This window comes from Mesobacillus jeotgali (assembly GCF_900166585.1).
Lineage (GTDB): Bacteria > Bacillota > Bacilli > Bacillales > Cytobacillaceae > Mesobacillus > Mesobacillus jeotgali_A.
Window position 1 is genome coordinate 311,891 of record NZ_FVZC01000008.1, and the last position, 16,934, is coordinate 328,824.

Here is a 16,934-nt window from a genome sequence, read left to right on the forward strand (position 1 = left end):
TTTTTATTAAATCCAATACCAAACCAACAAAAGGATTTCCACGTTATTAACTCACATGGATCTTCAAGAGAGAAATTCAATAACCCGATCTCCAATATACCCTCAAATTTTGATGCCGGCTGCGATAGCCGGTTTTTTTTATGCTCCAAAAAAACAGGACCTGAAACTCTATTTTGATACAGAGCCCAAGTCCTGTTTTTCTTCTGCTAAGACAAAAACACCAATTCATGCAATTCCTCAGTCGATAGCTCCGTAATCCAGCTGTCGCTTTGGATGATCTGGTCGTTCAATGATTGTTTCTTTTCGAGCATGGCATCGATTTTTTCCTCGAGCGTTCCAGTGCTGATCAGCTTGTGAACATGCACAAAACGGCTCTGCCCGATGCGATAGGCGCGGTCGGTTGCCTGGTTTTCGACTGCTGGATTCCACCAGCGGTCATAGTGGACAACGTGGTTTGCAGCGGTCAAGTTGAGGCCGGTTCCGCCAGCCTTCAGTGACAGCAGGAACACAGGGAACTCCCGGTTCTGGAACTTTTCAATCAGTTCATCGCGCTTCGTTTTTGGCAGGCTGCCGTTGAGGAACGGAACGTCGATATTAAATTGCTTCTTCAAAGCAGACTGAATCATCTCACCCATCCCGATATACTGGGTAAAAATGATGCAGCTTTCTTCCTGTTCTAGCACAGCGCCAACAAGCTCAATCATTTTCTCCATTTTGGCAGAACGGTCTACCAGCTGCTTCGGATTTTCTTCCTTCAGATACAAGGCAGGGTGGTTGCACAGCTGCTTCAGCCGGCTCAGCATCTGTAAAATCAACCCCTTGCGCTCAAAACTCGAAAGTGATTCGATTTGCGCAAAAGTGTCCTTAACGAGTTGCTCGTATAATGAAGCCTGTTCCGCCGAAAGCGGACAGTATTCCTTCTGCTCGACCTTGTCAGGCAAGTTCAGCGCAACCTCTTCATCCTTCTTCGTCCGCCTCAGCAGGAATGGCTTGATCAACGACTGAAGCCGGCTGATTTTTTCCTTCTTGTCATCCTTTTCAATCGGCAGGATGAACTGCTTCTGGAATTGTCCGGCACTGCCAAGATAACCGCGATTCGTAAAGTCGAAAATCGACCACAACTCAGACAACCGGTTTTCCATCGGTGTTCCGGTCAGGGCGATATGGTGCTTGCCCTTCAGCTTCCGTACTGCGCGCGACTGCTTCGTATCAGCGTTTTTAATGTTCTGGGCTTCATCAATGGCAATGCTGCTCCATTCCACGCTCTGTAGCTCATCATAATCAAGATGCGTCAATCCATAGGAAGTCAGCACGATATCGGATTCCATTGCCTCTTCTGTAAAAAGAATACCCTTAAGGCGGTTCGGCCCGTAATGCAGATGGACGCGCACATCCGGAGCAAAGCGCTCGATTTCTTTCTGCCAGTTGCCAAGCACGGAGGTAGGGCAGATAATCAGCGAAGGATGGCCGTCGTTTTCTTGTTCTTTAACCGACAGGATATACGAAATCAGCTGGATCGTCTTCCCGAGACCCATATCATCGGCAAGCAAGGCGCCGAATCCATACTTCCTCAGGAACAGCAGCCAGTTCATGCCAAGCTTTTGATACGGACGCAGTTCTCCATGCAATCCTGCCGGTACCGGAGAATCCGGGATTTCCTTCGTTTCCGACAGCTGCTTCATCATCTGTTTCCAGTGGCGGTTCAGCTCAATCTGGATCTTCGCGAATGCCCGTGGATCCTCCAGTCCATCCCCATCTACTTCCTCATCAGACAGTTCCTGCTGCAGGAGGTCGCGGATATGCAGACCTTCCTGATCGGCTTTTTTCATCAAGTCCTGTATCTGGCGAATGAAGCCGTGATCGAGCTTGATCCATCGGCCTTTCAAATACACGAGTCTGCGTTTTTCGTTCACCAGGCGCTGGAAATCATCTTCGCTCAGATCTACACCGTTCATGGAAAAGCGCCAGTCGTAATCGAGCATTGCATTCAGGCCGACGAATGAACGGCGGTAGCCAGTCTGGCCCTTCAAGCGTGCCTTAACCTTCAAGTTCGCATTCTTGATTGCTTCCCACCAGGAAGGAAGAAGGATTTCAATACCGAGAGCAATGAGCGTCTCGCTCGCCTCAGTTAAAAACATCCAGGCCTCATCCTCGATGAGTGTGGACTTCAGACGGCCATCTTCCTCAATCCATGGGAAAATAGATGCAAGCCGTTTTTCTTCCTCTTCAACCTTCTCGCTAAAATCATCCCATCCAGCAGGATAGCTTTCATAATCACGGGCTTCAATCAACATTGGCTCTTCTTTTCCGCGTAAAAACAACCCGAGCTTCCAGTCACCGAGATCGTCCGTTGGTTCTTCGAGTCGCATCCCGATTGAAAATGGTGCCGGATTTTCCTTCAAGCCAATCCACTCTAGCCAACGGTCTTCTTCAAAGTATGCCGCCAGCTGCGAAGCCGATAGCTGCTTATTGCGCAGAACATCCAGTTTATCGCCAAGCAGGTACTTCATTGTTTCATTTTCATGGAAGTAGGATTCCAGCGCATGGTGGAACAATTCCGCAACGAAATCGCGCACCTGCAGCTGCTCGTCATTGATCTTCAGGGTTTCTTCCCAAAATGGCTCATGGAATTCATCAAGCACACTGACCGGAAGCTTCCAGCGGAAATCCTCGCCATCAAGCTGGGTAAAATCCGGGTGCCACTCCTTCGCAAGAATCGAGTCATAAATCGCATGGGCAGTCGAAAGGCAGATATCCCCGAGATCATCCCATTCCCACTCGACAAGCCGGTTGAAGCTTTCCTCGCCAAACAGCGTCACGAGCTGCCAAGCACTAAGGGTGACACCTTCGGTCACGCCCCACTTGCCAGATTCCAGCATCGTTCCATAATAACTCTCCTTATGGCGGAAAAACAGCAGCTTCTTCCAGTCAGAGGTCTTGATCTCAAAACCATCAAAATCCTCGGCACTCAAAAAATAACGGCCGCCGGCAACGGGCATCAAATTTATATGAATCTGCTTAATCTCAAGCATCAAATGCACCTCCTTTTAGAAGCGGTGTACCCATCATTCCACTTCAATCAGCTTGCTTCTTGTCAGTTCTTCATGGAATGCCCGCAGTCTCTTCGTCTTCACCAGCAATTTGGAAAAAAACTCTTCCCACTCGGGGACTCGCTTCAGCTTTTTATAAACAGTTCGCAGTTTTTTCAGTAATCGTGCGGCCTGTTTGTAGCTGCTGCGATTTTTCATGTCGACGAGATCGCCGATCATCTGGTGATACAATGGAATCAGAACCTCCGGAGCCTCTTTCTGTAAAACCTTCAATCGATCGTTTGCAATCGAGTTATATTCAAAGCCAAAGTACGATTGAAGCTCGCCCCATTGTTCGTACTGGGCTTTTTCAAACAAAGAATCTTCATATTCGTAAAAGCTGTACGGCATCGACTGCGCCAACGCCCGGTCGTACAGCTCGCCGCGCCCGATTTCGCGGGTATACGCAGCAACCAATTTCAACGCATAACGAGTGAATTTTTTACAGGTATAATACTCACCCAGGTGCTTCAGATAATTCCGCAGCTGCTGTACGAGATAGTCGATGAATGGCCCCATACGGTTCCATTCGCGCTGTACGCGGAAGGCGTCAAGCCAATAAAACATATAAGGAATGGAGCTGGCAGGGAGAGAAGTGAACCGTTTCAATGCTTCTCCGTCCTGCTTCGCTATTACAAGCTGGTGGATCAAAGCAATCTCCTCCACCTGATCCCGCTTGCCATCACCGAAAGCCACAAGCCGCTCCCGTTCAGCCTCACGCCAGCCAGCATTTTTAAAAAGCTTTTCCCACAGCAATCGGTATAAATCAATCCGGTCATAGCCCCCCGAAGCATCAGGCTCCGTCAATCCGACCGTCTCATCTTTAAGCTTCTCGAGAAAAGCATCAAACGAAAACGGCATCGTCCCATATGCCAGTCGCTCGATATATTCCTCAGCATCATGGAACAAATCCTCATACAACGGCCGATAATACCGATCCATCGTTGCATCCTCATCATGGCCGAATTCGCGGGCCAGGTCAGTGAGCAAATTGAAGGAATGGACAGAAGCCGCAATCAGATAGAGATTTTTCCAGACAGACTCAAGCGGGGCGGAGACCTCAACACGGCGGATATAGGAACGGAACAATCCCGGAACAATATAAGCCCGTATTTCACCCTGGCCCTTGACGATTTCCTCAAAGCTTTCCTGGAAAGAGGCGGCCCAGCTATCGTAATCATGATCCGACCGATTGCTCTTTTTCACCAGGTCCTTCGCGCGCTGCAAGCCCCATTTTTCTGCATCCAGCTGTTCCTTCGCAGGCTTGCGCCAGGCTTCGACCCAGTCGGAAACACTCGCCACATCTGCATAGGCATGAAAAAACGCAGCCATACGATGACGGCAAAACGATCCGGCAGGGCAAGTGCAGCTGCTCTCCTCAGGATCAGAAACATTTATATACACACGAACCGGTGTCACGTCCTGGACCGTCGCCCAGATCGACTTCACCATATATTTCAAGTGATGGACCGTGCCCTGTCGGTAGAGCATCAGCCCTTTTTGAACAAGGCGAGCGTCCTCTTCAACCTCAGGTTTAAGCATTGTATTCAGTTTTACGGCAGCTTCTTTAAAAATCGGTGCCTGGTTATCAGGTATGACAGCCACAGCGATTCCCCCGTTCACGCAGCATCATTCGTTCTTTTTTACATATCAATGCCATAATTCGACAAGCCTGTAGGACAAGCTTTGTTAAAATCTAAATAAGAAAAAAACATATTCTTCTATTATACCCAAAAACGAGCCTTTCGAGGAGTGGGGAAGTAAGATGAAAAAAATTCTGGTATATATCGTCCAACATATAAAAATGGATTGGTTAATATTTCACCAATGGAATCCCTTCATATAAAATAGAAGAGAGACAAGCCACAACAAGCTGGGGGACTAGAGATGGAGAACAATATAGAAGTATTCCGCGGACTTTTTAACTATAACTACTATACATATAAGCTAAGAGATGCCGAAAGATTTCCGGGAGTGTGGAAAAAAACGATCCTGTTCATCTTGCTGAGCGGGCTGATTTTTGGGTTCAGCGCGTATTTTGGGATCGAGTCGGAGTATCTTTCGGAAAAACTCACCTCGATTACCAGGGCAGAGTATGAAATGAATAAATTCCTTTTCTTTGCAGGCCAAATAATCCAGGGGCTGGTTTTTGGCGCCATCATGCTTTTCCTGCCAGCACTGTTTTTCTGGACGGTGACAGATCTGGATTTCAAGAGATTGCTTAGCATCCAGCTTTTCGTCATGCCAATAATACTTTTAGAAAAACTCCTGCTTGTGCCTATGGCTTTATTTTTTGGACTAACGAAGGTTTCTTCGCCATTTTCGTTAGGTGTAATCGCCCAGTACATAACCGGAAATGATTTCATTGTTCACTTTCTTGCCTACATATCTGTCTTTAAAATCTGGGCTATTTTCATAGAGTATAAGTATCTAAAAGCAATGACAGACAAGAATCCAAAAATTATTGTGCTGCTGATCATTGCCATACACCTGGTGATCTGGCTTTTTGCAGCTTTATTTTCATTCATACAAATGGAGAAAATCCTTTAAGGGAGGTGCACCAAATGAATAAGAAAACAGCTATCCTGTTGACTTCAGGAATTCTATTTGTATCAGGCAACCTCTATTTGGCCCTAAAGGATGACAGCAAAGCGGTTCGCTCTTCCTATATCAATAGCTGGGGGAAAATCGGGAAGGAAACCCTGACTGAAACCCTTCATGCAGAAGGCGTGGTCACTCCTGAGGAGGAGAATCATGTCTATTATGACTCTAATACCAGCGAGTTTAAAAGCTTCCTTGTAAAAGAGGGAGACGAAGTGGATGAAGGAACTCCGCTTTTTGAATATTCATCCGATAACATCGACAAAGAATTGGCCAGACTCGAGGCCGAGAAAGACCAGCTCGAAACAGAGGCGACCTTACTGGATGAGCAAATTCAGCAGCTCTCCTACCTTCAGACCGTTTCAGCATCCACCGCAGACAATAGCGTACCTGTTTCCGGCAGCGGAACGTCAGGAAGTTCTTCAAATGATCTGATGGCAGTATCGATTGAGAAAGAAATCTATGATAAGGAATTGGAGAAAAGCAGGGTTGAGGCGGAAATCGAGAAATATGATGATATGATTGATTCCTATGATGGCAGCGACCAGCTTGAAATCAGCAGTGAAGTTGCAGGCTCGGTAAAAAAGATCAATTATGAATTGAAGAATCCCATTATGACAATTATCTCGGACACACCAAAGGTTGAAGGGGCCTTTTCGGAAAGAGACCTGAAAAATGTCCAGGAAGGCATGGAAGTTTATGTGAAATCTGATAGCTTCAAAGGGGCAATTGGCGGTACGCTCACAACGATCGCCCAACATCCTGAATCTGATCCTTCTGTTAAAAAAGAGAGCTACTTCCCGTTCGAAGTCGAACTTGAACTGGAAGATGAGAAAATTGTCCACGGAACACATGTAGACGTCTCAGTTGTTACCAACCAGGTGCTCAATGCAGCGGTTGTTCCAAAAAAGTCAGTTGATAAAGGCAAGAAAAACAGCTACATCTATATCCTGAATGAAGTAGGCAAAGTAGAAAAACGAAAAATCAAACAGGGTCTTAAAATCGGCGGGAAGACAGAAGTGAAAAAAGGAGCAAAACCTGGTGAACTCGTCGTCCGCAAGCCAGAAAAGGTCCAAACAGCCAATGGTCCGTTTTTCAGCAAGCTGAAACCTGCTACACTAACCAAAAAAACATTTAAAGAAGAAGGAAAACGAAATCTGTTCAAACAGGTTATGGTTGGATTTTTCAGATGAAAATAGAGGGATAAGGCCCTAGAAGCAAAAGGGCCGTCCTTTTTTAGGAGAGTAAAATGGCAATTAAAGAAGACGATCTATATGAAATTAAAAGGGCAGGCTATGATCGATTAAGGCCGGATCGTGCACCTCTTTTTCTTTGGGGGACAATTGTGTTCGGAGGAGCAGTGCTCGTTGTCGCATTGTTTGGAGTAATTCAGGCTGATCTTCAAGTGAATCCGCTGCTTCTTACGGCAGTTAGAATAGCAACTATAATCCTGGGTGCTCAAATTTTATTGACCATCTTATTCTCGATCACACCCATTTCCTATGCCCTGCAGAAAATGCAGCTGATCTTCGCAACAATTGTAGCCTTCAAATTTTCTCTTGATACATATCTATTCTTCTTTGTAGCTGCAGATACAGAAAATCTCCCTTCGTATATTTTCACTACGGCATTTATTCTAATGACAAGTGGATTGGTACTGTTGATTATTACGATTATCAGGGCTTTCAAAAGAGTTAAGCAAGGAGAGCTGAGAAAGGATGGCGAAGGCCTTTATAATTTCAAACAAACGAAAAATGTCCTGATCGGTCCAGGGATTTTCGGACTTGTGATGATTGCAGGATCTTTAGCTAGATCCATATCCAATATGGAAGGGAATATCGGGATGTACTTCATTCTGTTCCTCTGCATCACATTACAATACTCCATAGCCATTGCATTGCCGGAATTCATTTTGCTGATATATGGCAAGTTTAAATTTGAATCTTTTATTGTTCCCCAAAGGAGTCAACATCGCAACAAAAAGGGTAAGCCCGTCCGCTTTTAATAAGATCATAGCAAGTGAATTTGTTCTATAAATACAGCATTATAAGGGGGGAGAATTCTGTTTAAAGTGATCAAAGATGCGATAAATGAAATCAATGAGCTTCTCCTTCAAGCGAAGCAGGCAGAAAGTGTAGCAAGTAAGGGGCAGTACATGGCCCTGGTTTATATGAATGTTTTATTTATGATCGTCTATACCATCCCTATTTTGTACTCCTTCATCGTCCTTTGCGGCATCTTCTATTATGGTCCGATTGTTTTATTAGGACTCTTATTTTCGATTCCATTTATTTTATTTGTCTTCTTGGTAAAAACCAAGCTCTATCCGGTGATGAAAAGCAATCTTCTTAATGGGGATAGTGTGTCAAAATAACTGAGCCTCTATTTGTTAAAAGATTGTCTTTGTATTACAAACTTGAAACAATACAAGCTTCTACAACGACTAAATTGTATAAGAACACTTATTTTTACGGGGGAATCATGATGTCAGGTGTGTCAAAGAGGTTTTTCGTCGGTCTGGCCATTTTTGCGGTCGCGGCGATTGTATATGCAGGTACTGTAATGTTGGGCTTCCAGGATAACATAGGCCGGATAGAACAGAAGGGATAAGTTGTTAATGTGAAGTCTAAGTATCAAGAAATGTCCATGAAAGGCAGGTCTTTAATGTTTTCAATAATTCTGTTGGTTGCTGTACTTCTGTGTCTCATATTCAAGAACAAGGAAGAGATTCAGAAAATAAGCCATGTCAATAAGCTTTTTGTAACCCTTGCTTTTCTGCTCATTATATCTTTATCAGGTCTGGCAATCTACTATGTTGGAAGCTGGGTATCATCTTTCATCGATAATAAATCATTTGATTTTCTATTCAGGCTCGCCTGGATTGTATTCATTATCGGAGTGGCCGGGAAGGTGTGGGAGACGACGATAAACAAAGTGAGAAAAGAGATGCGAATCAATTAACGCTTTCGTTTCATTTGTGATGATCATTGACACATTTAGCACCAGATAGAATTTAAAACAGGGAGCAGGAAAATTTTCCTGCTCCCTGTGTTTTATCCTTCGATAACTGTGGTAAATAGAAAGGCGCCTGAAATAATAACTAAACAACTTTCTAGTAAAATCTCTTAAACCCTTCAAAATGCTTAGCATAATAAGCTTCACTCAAGTTTGAAATCATGACGCCGCCGGTTGTGCTGGCGTGGATAAATTCATTATTCCCGAGATAGATGCCCATATGGGAAATTCCTTTTTTGTAGGTGTTTTCAAAGAAAACAAGATCTCCGGGCTGTGGCTCGTTAACATAGAACGAACGGTTGTAATAGCCTTCTGATGAATAACGTCCCATTTGCTTGCCTGCTTTGTTGAAGGCGTAATAGACGAACCCGCTGCAATCAAAGCCTTCAGGAGTGCTTCCTGCCCATACGTATGGAACACCCATCACATCTTTAGCAAATTGAATGACAGCAGATTCCTCACTTCCCGCTGGAGGGGCTGCAGGCGTTTTAACGGCAGAAGTTGTATCAGCTGGCTTGGCAACAACCAGTTTCTGTCCAACAAAGATCATGTCAGAAGTTAGCTTGTTAAGTTCTTTTAGCTGCTGGACAGTCATGTCGAACTGTAGGCCAATTTTGCTGAGTGTATCTCCTGACTTTACGGTATATTCCACCTGGGCAGCAGTAGTAGGTGCTGATTTGGCAGGTGTTGCTGCGGGCTTCTGGATTGGTTTAGCTGGAGCTGCTGCCACTGGTTTCTGAGCTGGAGTCGGTGCAGATACTTCCTTCTTGGCCGGCTCAATGGGACCGGTTGTCCCATTTGAAACCCTCAGCTTTTGTCCCGGATAAATCAAATGGTTACTAAGTCCGTTCCATTTCATCAGGTCACTTAGCTTGATTTTTTGGATGGAAGCAATCTTGCTTAGTGTATCACCACTTTTGACGACATAGATTGCTATCGGTTTTGCCTGAGCAGTTGTTTTCTTTGTGGGTGCTGTTGTTTTCGCAGGAGCAGTGGTCTTAACGGAAATTTTCTTAGCAGATGATGCAGTCATCTTGCCTTCTGCCGAAGGAACAGTCAGCTTCTGGTTTGCATAAATTAAATCAGAGGATAATTTATTCGTTGTCTTTAATTCTGAAACATTTGTTTTATATGTAATAGCTATATGGGATAGTGTATCCCCTTTTTTAACGATATATGTATCGGCAGAGGCAATTCCTGCGAAGGCAGAAGACAGAAGGGCAACGGTTACAAAGGAAGCAGCTTGTTTCTTCAATTTTCGTCAACACTCCAATCAGGTTATTTTTTATATAAATATTCTATCATACGAAAATAGGATAAAGTACAAGATTATGACAATTTATAGCGAATTTTACCTATAAAGAATATAATATCTGGAAATCTATTTACAAATGCTGGCGTCTTTAATAGAATAATGTCATCTAGACTCAGGAGGAAAAAAATATGAATGCAGAGGAAAGACCTGCTGTATTAAATCAGGAGTTATTTTTTGATGTGATTAAGAGAACGTTTGAAAAGGGCATGGAAAATGAGGAAATGACAATTCAGAAATTAATGGACGATTTAATTATAGATTTAAAGACAATTACAGGATAATACAGACCGCAAACAAAAAGAGGCGTTTTTTGTATCCCGCATCATCGCATATTTATACTTAAACAAGAGGGAGTGCAAGCGGCCATTTTCGACTTAAACCTCAAAAACAATGTTAAAAAGATGATCCAAATTAGGATCATCTTTTTTATTGGGAAAGATTATCTACCCAAAAAGGGTTGGCACTACTATTTGGATGCTCTATCAGTTACCACATTCCCAATAACAGTGGGAAGCATGTTACACAGGAGAAAGGGTTTTTTTCAGCTATTAATAGCACGGTAATTAATGGTAAAAACTACCTGTCAAACATCATAGACAAATTTAAATGTGATGCTAGAATTATGGAGAAATGAGTTCGATTATAACTAGATTGATTTAGGGAGAAAGTCCATGGGAAAAAGTTTAAACTCTCTGCTATGGTACACCAGTTTGTTAGTTGCTTTGCTACTAAGTTCAATAGTGTTTCTACCAATTGAGAAGTCATGGGTAAATTATGTCATTGTATTTATCTATCTCATCGTTCTAATGAATACAAGTAGTGCTAAGAATTTTATTACCCTGCTAGTAATTAGCTTAACATATGGGTTTGGACTAACTTATTATTGTTTTAAAAATGGGTTTCCCATCAAAGATCAAATAATGTATATTTTGCTTCATCTTTTTCTGTCTGCAATTTTATTATTGCTATGGTTACTCTTTGATCGCCTAAAGAGGATATTGGATGAAGGAGAAATGTTAAAATTACGTGTGCGGGAACTAGAGAAATATAACGATATACCACACTTATTATCGATTAATGAATTTATTAATCAAGCAACTATTCTAATAACCGGCTTAAAAAGAAGAAAAGAAGAATCATACCTATTAAAATTAAACCTAGTAGAAGAGAAGATAACAAATTATTCAGTTATTCAAACAATCGCTAGAATATGTATTGATACAATTAGAATAAACTATGACATTATAACCAGATACGATGATAATACACTTTTGATTTTCTTACAAAACACCAACCAACAGGGTACAGATATAGTCTTAAACCGAATTAAAGATAATATAAAAAGAGAATTAGTTTATATTCCTTATTCAGTTGATATTACTACTGTAGAAACAATAGAATCTGCCTTTAAAAATATGAATTTGCAGGTGAAATCATTATGAAAATTATTTTGCTTTTTGTAATGAGTTTTTTTTGGCTTTTGCTGATATACTATTCTATTGTTGCAATAGCAGGTGTATACCATCGTATAGCGAAAAGAGAGAGAAGAGTTTTAGCGAAGTACCCTTCTGTAGCTATACTAATACCTGCTCATAATGAGGAAGTAGTAATAAAAGATACACTTCATTCTATGTCACAACTTGATTACCCCGGTAAATTAGATATTTATGTCTTAGATGATGCTTCTAATGATAATACCGCAAAAATAACAATGGAATTTGAAAAGCTATTTAATAGAATACATTATATAAAGGTACCTCCTGGTAGCCCGAAGGGAAAATCAAGAGTTTTAAATTACGGACTGTCCAAAACTGATTCTGAATATTTTCTAGTTTATGATGCCGATAATCAACCTGAACCTAATGCAGTTACACTATTAGTAGAAAGTGCTGAGACAACTCCAAATGCAGCCGGAGCTGTAGGTTATGTTAAAACTTTAAACGCTAATAAAAATATACTAACTAGAATGATAGCGATAGAATTTCAAATTTTTCAATTGCTAATGCAGTCTGGACGATGGGTTCTTTTTAGTATTGGGGCACTAGCTGGTACTAACATGTTGTTAAAGAGATGTGTTTTAGAGGAAATGGGTGGTTATGATCCTTATGCACTTGCGGAAGACTCGGAACTCACCATCCGGGTTACGGCAAAAGGGTATACTATTCCTGTTGTCCATGAAGCAAGAACATGGGAACAAGAGCCAGAAAATTTAAAGGTGTTTATTCGTCAAAGAACTAGATGGCTAATTGGCAACATTTATATTCTCGAAAAGTCTTTTAAAGATTTAAGCTATTGGAAAGGTAGAACCTTTTATCATAGTCTTCAACATGTAATAACTTATTTTTTCTTTGTCATTTTCTTATTATTTTCAAATATTTGGTTTATACTCAGTTTAATAGAAGTTGATCTTCCAAAGGTTGAATCTCCTTTGTTAATGTTTTGGTTCATGAGTTATATTGTCTATTCCTTTCAAATTATTAGCGGGCTTGTTTTGGACAAAACAGTGTCAGCTTATAATATTATAGTAGGCATTATTATGTATTTTACGTATGCTCAATTATTTTTAATTCTATTAACCAAAAGCTTTTATTCATATATTTCGAGTCGGGTTAGAAATAAAACAATAGAATGGGACAAAACAAGAAGATTCAAAGGAGAACAAATTTGAAAAGGGGCTTAACCGTAGGTATACTGATGCTTATTTTAATTATCTTGTTCTATCCTGAACCGAATAAAAAACTCAGAGCAGATAAAGACATAATTACGATGATAGAAAAAAATTATATAACAAAAAGTAATATTATTAAAAATTACGGAAGAGATGATAATTTAGAACTACTTTCTGAAAGTCAAGGGTTATACATGGAGTATCTGTTATTACGAAGGGATAAAAAAAGATTTGAAGAACAATTTAAAGTCTTGCAAGATCACTTTATAGTCTATGAAAATTCTCAATACTTTGTAAAGTGGAAAATAGGCGATAATGTTACCACTAATGCATTGGTTGACGATGTGAGGATAATAAAGGTTTTAATAGAGGCTAGTGAAGTCTTTGAAACAAATAAATATAAAGAAATAGCTCTTAAACTATCCCAAGGAATTAAACAAAATCAAATTGAATCTGGAGTATATCTGGATTTTTATGACTGGAAGTTAAATGCACGTGCTAATACAATCCATTTCAGTTATTTAAATACTGATGGTATTGAGAAAGGAAATCTACCTATAGAAAATGCACATATTCTTTTACAGCTTTATAAACAAAAAGAACGTATTTTTTATCCGGAGTATTATTCTGTAGAGAAGAACCAGTTTCTAGAAGAGAATAGAAATACGGTAAACCTAATTGATCAATTTTTAATAGAAATTCATTTGGCTGAAATGGGCAGAAACAATTCAATATTTGAATCCTGGGTTAGGGAAGAAATTGAAGAAAATGGAAAGTTATATGGACAATATACTAGATCAAACAATCCAGTAGCATCTGTATCATATGAATCATCATCAGTCTATTCTCTAGCAACTATTTATTTTTTGAAAACGAAGGATTACAAGATGGCTGAAATATTACATAAGAAATTAATGGAGTTTGATTTACAAGCTAAGGACGATTATAGCTCGATCCATTTCTTTGATTTAATCCACTATGCAATAGCTACTCACAAATTTAATCATAACGATTTTATACAAAACCCTTGATGATTAATGTTTCGTTAATTTACTTGGAAGTTTCATATAACGTGTCATTAGTATACGAATAGAATATCCAACTTTTTTAGAGCCCACTAAGTTATTGAATATTAGTGGGTTCTTTATGATAGATGGTTGAAAATTACTAACCCTTTTTTATAATAAACTAACTCTTTTCCTCTATAAAGGGTAATAATAATCTGTTCAAAAGTATGTTTTGAATTCCTGCCTGCACTGGTTGCTATCGAGAATTTGCAATGCATAAAAAAATCAAAGAAGCTTCCGTGATAAAGAATAAAATATATATATTTGAAAAATTAAGAATAGTCTTGACTGGTTCTTTGGACCTAATTAAAATAATGTATGTAACATACTTAACGAGGTGGACGGGATGAAATTTGAAAATTGAGAGTGTTGTTTTTAACTTGAATAATTTTATGGATAAACAGCAATATAGTGCCGCAAGGAGTATGATTCTAAAGGAATGGAATCGTATTGCAGAGCCATTAAATTACAAGTTACTAGGCGCTGAAGCAAAAGAACTGGTAAAAGTGATTGCTCAAGAAAAGGAAGATGCTGATTTTATTCATTTGAGTGAAAAAGATAAACGTTTATTGAAATTGTTGAATGACGCTGTCCGGGAAGTCAAGCTTCCTTATGCCAAGAAGCTTTTTTATGAACATAAGCAGTTGTATGACCTTCCTTACGCACAAAGATGGCTAACCTCTGATGCGCGTTTTATGTGTTATGCATGGAGTCAAACTAACGGTTAAAATTTTGAGAGACAAAACTCTCAGGTCGCTGGTAAGAGAATAGAATAATTTGTGAGTTTACTGATGCTGTATGAATTTTCGTCGTACAAGTTTTTTTACAAATATTCATTTTTTCTTGTGGAAATCTAAAACCTCATCAACTACTTCCTTGTGGTGTTAAGGAGGTTGCCTGTATTCTTTGAGGAACAAAGGTAAATCCCTATATTGCCGCAACAAACCGCTTGCCTTTCAAGGGGTTAAGAAGGATAAGGTTTTTGTTAGGGGATATTAAGTTACTTAACTTACGCGGATAGGTACTTATCTTCTTTAAATTTTAAATTCTTCCGTAGATCATGATTCTCTTTGTCCCGCCATTAAGAATTACGACTTAGCCAAATGACAAGTGTTTATATTAGCACATTCCTCCTTCTTGACGCGTATCATACTCATTCCTAATACAGTAGCTGGAAAAAGTGCCAGTTCAGATCCCATAAAAAACTCATAAGATTCCTTTACTGTTTCTGGGTGGATAAAAGTCGCCATCCTAATGGTCGTTAATGCAGCAAACATTAGTGCAATGATTCCCATAGCAAAAAGACCTTACTATAAACGCCTTATGACTATTTACTCTCTTTAAATTTTGAGCAAGCTGAATAAACAGTACAAGCAGAATAGCTGTACATGCAAGATATAGAATGGAGTCTCCGGCCTCTGCTTGAACTCTAGTGTAGGAATTTGGTTGTATTTCCTGAAAATAATGTTGCTGGGCAATCACCGTCTATTGGGAAAGAATGCTTCTAAAAATCCAAATAATATTGTTGTCTTTGAGACCTTCAAATGAGAAAACTGACAGAAGATTAGGCTGGTACTTATTGATTATAACAGTCTCTCAATAGACGATCCTTATTTGGAAATCATCTCCTTCCCCGTATTCTAAAAATTATATTGCCAAGAATTAGTTGATATTGTATTATTATGAATAATCAGACATATGATTAGACAGGTTATTGTCTAAGGGTAGAGATGCGGAGAATCCCTGTGACCAATAAAATGCATGACACTTTTTTTGTGATGCAGTTTATTGTTCATGGGTTTTTTTATGAAAAAAATAGATTTTAAGGGGAGGAAATGCCATGAAAGTCAAGTTTTTATCATTAATCATTGTTTTTTTGATGGTCATTGCTGGATGCAGCAGCAATGAAACTGGAACTAAAGAAAAGACTGAGATTGATTTCTGGTTCCCGGTTGCGGTTGGTGGGGATGTAGCGAACATCGTTGATGGAATGGTGGCAGATTTCGAGAAAGAGAACCCTGACATCAAAGTGAATGCGAAATATGGCGGCAGTTATGCTGAAACAATGACTCAGGTAATGGCGTCGACGCAAGGCGGGAATCCGCCAGAACTTGCTGTGTTGTTCTCAATCGATCTTTTCACATTGCTAGAGAACGATCTGATTGAAGAAGTTACACCTTTGTTTGATAAAAAGTATTTAGATGATTTTTATGATGGATTCATGGCGAACTCATCTATCGGAGATAAGGTGTATAGCTTGCCATTCCAGCGCAGTACGATCGTCTTGTATTACAACAAGGACGCATTCAAAGAAGCGGGACTGGATCCGGAAGCTCCACCTGAAAACTGGGATCAACTGGTGGAATACGGGAAGAAGCTGACGAAAAATGGCGGCAAGGACCAGTGGGGTCTTGAAATCCCGAGTACTGGATACCAGTATTGGATGTTCCAGGCTTTAGCACTTCAAACGGAAGACAACATCATGTCGGAAGACGGAAAGGAAGTTTATTTCAACAAGCCTTATGCGAAAGAAGCAATGGAATACTGGTTGTCCCTTGGCAAAGAGCATAAGATCATGCCGGAGGGTGTGATTGAATGGGCGACAGTTCCTTCTGACTTCCTGAGTGGAAAAACAGCGATGATGTACCATACGACAGGTAACCTGACAAATGTGAAGAACAATGCAGACTTTGATTTCGGTGTATCCTTCCTGCCTGCAAACAATCAATATGGTTCCCCGACTGGTGGAGGAAATATCTACTTGTTCAAAGATCTTCCCGAAGCAAATAAGAAAGCTGCAATCAAGTTCATGAAGTTCCTTACAGAACCTGAGCGTGTAGCTCAATGGTCAATTGATACCGGATATGTTGCCACAAGAGAATCTGCTTATGAAACGGAACTGTTGAAGAAGTATGTAGAGGAATTCCCGCCTGCGCTTGTTGCTCGTGAGCAATTGGAATATGCACATAGTGAATTGGCGACATACCAGAATGGCGAGATTCAGAAAATCTTTAACGACCATATTCAAGCGGTCTTGACTGGCCAAAGCTCTGTTGATGAAGGTTTGGAAAAGGCGCAGGAGAAAGCAGAGGAAGTTCTGAAGCCTTTTAAGTAATGAATCAGCAGCAATGGACTGAACGGAGTGGAGCTCAAGTGGAAACTGTGCTGACTTGGGCTCT

At 40.5% G+C, this 16,934-nt stretch carries 15 protein-coding genes; 12 read left to right on the forward strand and 3 right to left on the reverse strand.

Annotated features, from left to right (window positions below; all coding sequences use genetic code 11):
* Window positions 1–206: 206 nt before the first annotated feature.
* Window positions 207–3,032 (reverse strand): DEAD/DEAH box helicase, encoded by a 2,826-nt coding sequence (locus tag B5X77_RS06810; protein WP_079506454.1) that lies wholly within the window; start codon window positions 3,030–3,032, stop codon window positions 207–209.
* Window positions 3,033–3,065: 33 nt separating this feature from the next.
* Window positions 3,066–4,694 carry an SWIM zinc finger family protein gene (locus tag B5X77_RS06815; protein WP_079506456.1) on the reverse strand — a complete coding sequence of 543 codons (1,629 nt, stop codon included), beginning with the start codon at window positions 4,692–4,694 and terminating at the stop codon, window positions 3,066–3,068.
* A 282-nt stretch (window positions 4,695–4,976) separates the two neighbouring features.
* Here B5X77_RS06815 and B5X77_RS06820 point away from each other — a divergent pair, with 282 nt between their 5' ends.
* From B5X77_RS06820 to B5X77_RS06840, 6 genes are all read left to right on the forward strand, one after another.
* Complete coding sequence (locus B5X77_RS06820) at window positions 4,977–5,639, forward strand: hypothetical protein (protein WP_079506458.1); 663 nt, start codon at window positions 4,977–4,979, stop codon at window positions 5,637–5,639.
* A 14-nt stretch (window positions 5,640–5,653) separates the two neighbouring features.
* Window positions 5,654–6,883 carry an efflux RND transporter periplasmic adaptor subunit gene (locus B5X77_RS06825; RefSeq protein ID WP_079506460.1) on the forward strand — a complete coding sequence of 410 codons (1,230 nt, stop codon included), beginning with the start codon at window positions 5,654–5,656 and terminating at the stop codon, window positions 6,881–6,883.
* A gap of 56 nt (window positions 6,884–6,939) precedes the next feature.
* The gene (locus tag B5X77_RS06830) at window positions 6,940–7,695 is read left to right on the forward strand and encodes a hypothetical protein (protein WP_079506462.1); all 756 of its coding nucleotides are present in this window, start codon (window positions 6,940–6,942) and stop codon (window positions 7,693–7,695) included.
* A 66-nt stretch (window positions 7,696–7,761) separates the two neighbouring features.
* The gene (locus tag B5X77_RS06835; protein WP_079506464.1) at window positions 7,762–8,064 is read left to right on the forward strand and encodes a hypothetical protein; all 303 of its coding nucleotides are present in this window, start codon (window positions 7,762–7,764) and stop codon (window positions 8,062–8,064) included.
* A gap of 107 nt (window positions 8,065–8,171) precedes the next feature.
* Window positions 8,172–8,300 (forward strand): hypothetical protein, encoded by a 129-nt coding sequence (locus B5X77_RS23670; RefSeq protein ID WP_257391744.1) that lies wholly within the window; start codon window positions 8,172–8,174, stop codon window positions 8,298–8,300.
* A gap of 54 nt (window positions 8,301–8,354) precedes the next feature.
* On the forward strand, window positions 8,355–8,651 hold the full coding sequence (locus B5X77_RS06840; RefSeq protein WP_079506466.1) for a hypothetical protein: 297 nt from the start codon (window positions 8,355–8,357) through the stop codon (window positions 8,649–8,651).
* Window positions 8,652–8,802: 151 nt separating this feature from the next.
* Here B5X77_RS06840 and B5X77_RS06845 read toward each other — a convergent pair whose 3' ends face one another.
* On the reverse strand, window positions 8,803–9,960 hold the full coding sequence (locus tag B5X77_RS06845) for a C40 family peptidase (protein ID WP_079506468.1): 1,158 nt from the start codon (window positions 9,958–9,960) through the stop codon (window positions 8,803–8,805).
* 188 nt (window positions 9,961–10,148) lie between these two features.
* Here B5X77_RS06845 and B5X77_RS23240 point away from each other — a divergent pair, with 188 nt between their 5' ends.
* From B5X77_RS23240 to B5X77_RS06880, 6 genes are all read left to right on the forward strand, one after another.
* A complete protein-coding gene (locus B5X77_RS23240; protein WP_176167251.1) occupies window positions 10,149–10,301 on the forward strand; it encodes a hypothetical protein in 153 nt (50 codons plus the stop codon).
* Between the two features lie 390 nt (window positions 10,302–10,691).
* A complete protein-coding gene (locus B5X77_RS06855; protein WP_079506472.1) occupies window positions 10,692–11,462 on the forward strand; it encodes a nucleotidyl cyclase domain-containing protein in 771 nt (256 codons plus the stop codon).
* Entirely contained in the window at window positions 11,459–12,688 is a 1,230-nt protein-coding gene (locus tag B5X77_RS06860) for a glycosyltransferase family 2 protein (protein ID WP_079506474.1), read from the forward strand. Before B5X77_RS06855 ends, B5X77_RS06860 begins: the two co-directional genes overlap by 4 nt.
* A complete protein-coding gene (locus B5X77_RS06865) occupies window positions 12,685–13,719 on the forward strand; it encodes a hypothetical protein (protein WP_079506476.1) in 1,035 nt (344 codons plus the stop codon). Before B5X77_RS06860 ends, B5X77_RS06865 begins: the two co-directional genes overlap by 4 nt.
* 389 nt (window positions 13,720–14,108) lie before the next feature.
* Window positions 14,109–14,483 carry a hypothetical protein gene (locus B5X77_RS06870; RefSeq protein ID WP_079506478.1) on the forward strand — a complete coding sequence of 125 codons (375 nt, stop codon included), beginning with the start codon at window positions 14,109–14,111 and terminating at the stop codon, window positions 14,481–14,483.
* Window positions 14,484–15,595: 1,112 nt separating this feature from the next.
* Entirely contained in the window at window positions 15,596–16,870 is a 1,275-nt protein-coding gene (locus B5X77_RS06880; protein WP_079506482.1) for an ABC transporter substrate-binding protein, read from the forward strand.
* The last annotated feature ends 64 nt before the right edge of the window (window positions 16,871–16,934 follow it).

Coding starts and splice junctions, on each gene's coding strand:
- B5X77_RS06825 (WP_079506460.1), top strand. CDS start 5,654: ATGAATAAGAAAACAGCTATCCTGTTGACTTCAGGAATTCTATTTGTA.
- B5X77_RS06860 (WP_079506474.1), top strand. CDS start 11,459: ATGAAAATTATTTTGCTTTTTGTAATGAGTTTTTTTTGGCTTTTGCTG.
- B5X77_RS06880 (WP_079506482.1), top strand. CDS start 15,596: ATGAAAGTCAAGTTTTTATCATTAATCATTGTTTTTTTGATGGTCATT.
- B5X77_RS06830 (WP_079506462.1), top strand. CDS start 6,940: ATGGCAATTAAAGAAGACGATCTATATGAAATTAAAAGGGCAGGCTAT.
- B5X77_RS23670 (WP_257391744.1), top strand. CDS start 8,172: ATGATGTCAGGTGTGTCAAAGAGGTTTTTCGTCGGTCTGGCCATTTTT.
- B5X77_RS06855 (WP_079506472.1), top strand. CDS start 10,692: ATGGGAAAAAGTTTAAACTCTCTGCTATGGTACACCAGTTTGTTAGTT.
- B5X77_RS06810 (WP_079506454.1), bottom strand. CDS start 3,032: ATGCTTGAGATTAAGCAGATTCATATAAATTTGATGCCCGTTGCCGGC.
- B5X77_RS06820 (WP_079506458.1), top strand. CDS start 4,977: ATGGAGAACAATATAGAAGTATTCCGCGGACTTTTTAACTATAACTAC.
- B5X77_RS23240 (WP_176167251.1), top strand. CDS start 10,149: ATGAATGCAGAGGAAAGACCTGCTGTATTAAATCAGGAGTTATTTTTT.
- B5X77_RS06840 (WP_079506466.1), top strand. CDS start 8,355: ATGTTTTCAATAATTCTGTTGGTTGCTGTACTTCTGTGTCTCATATTC.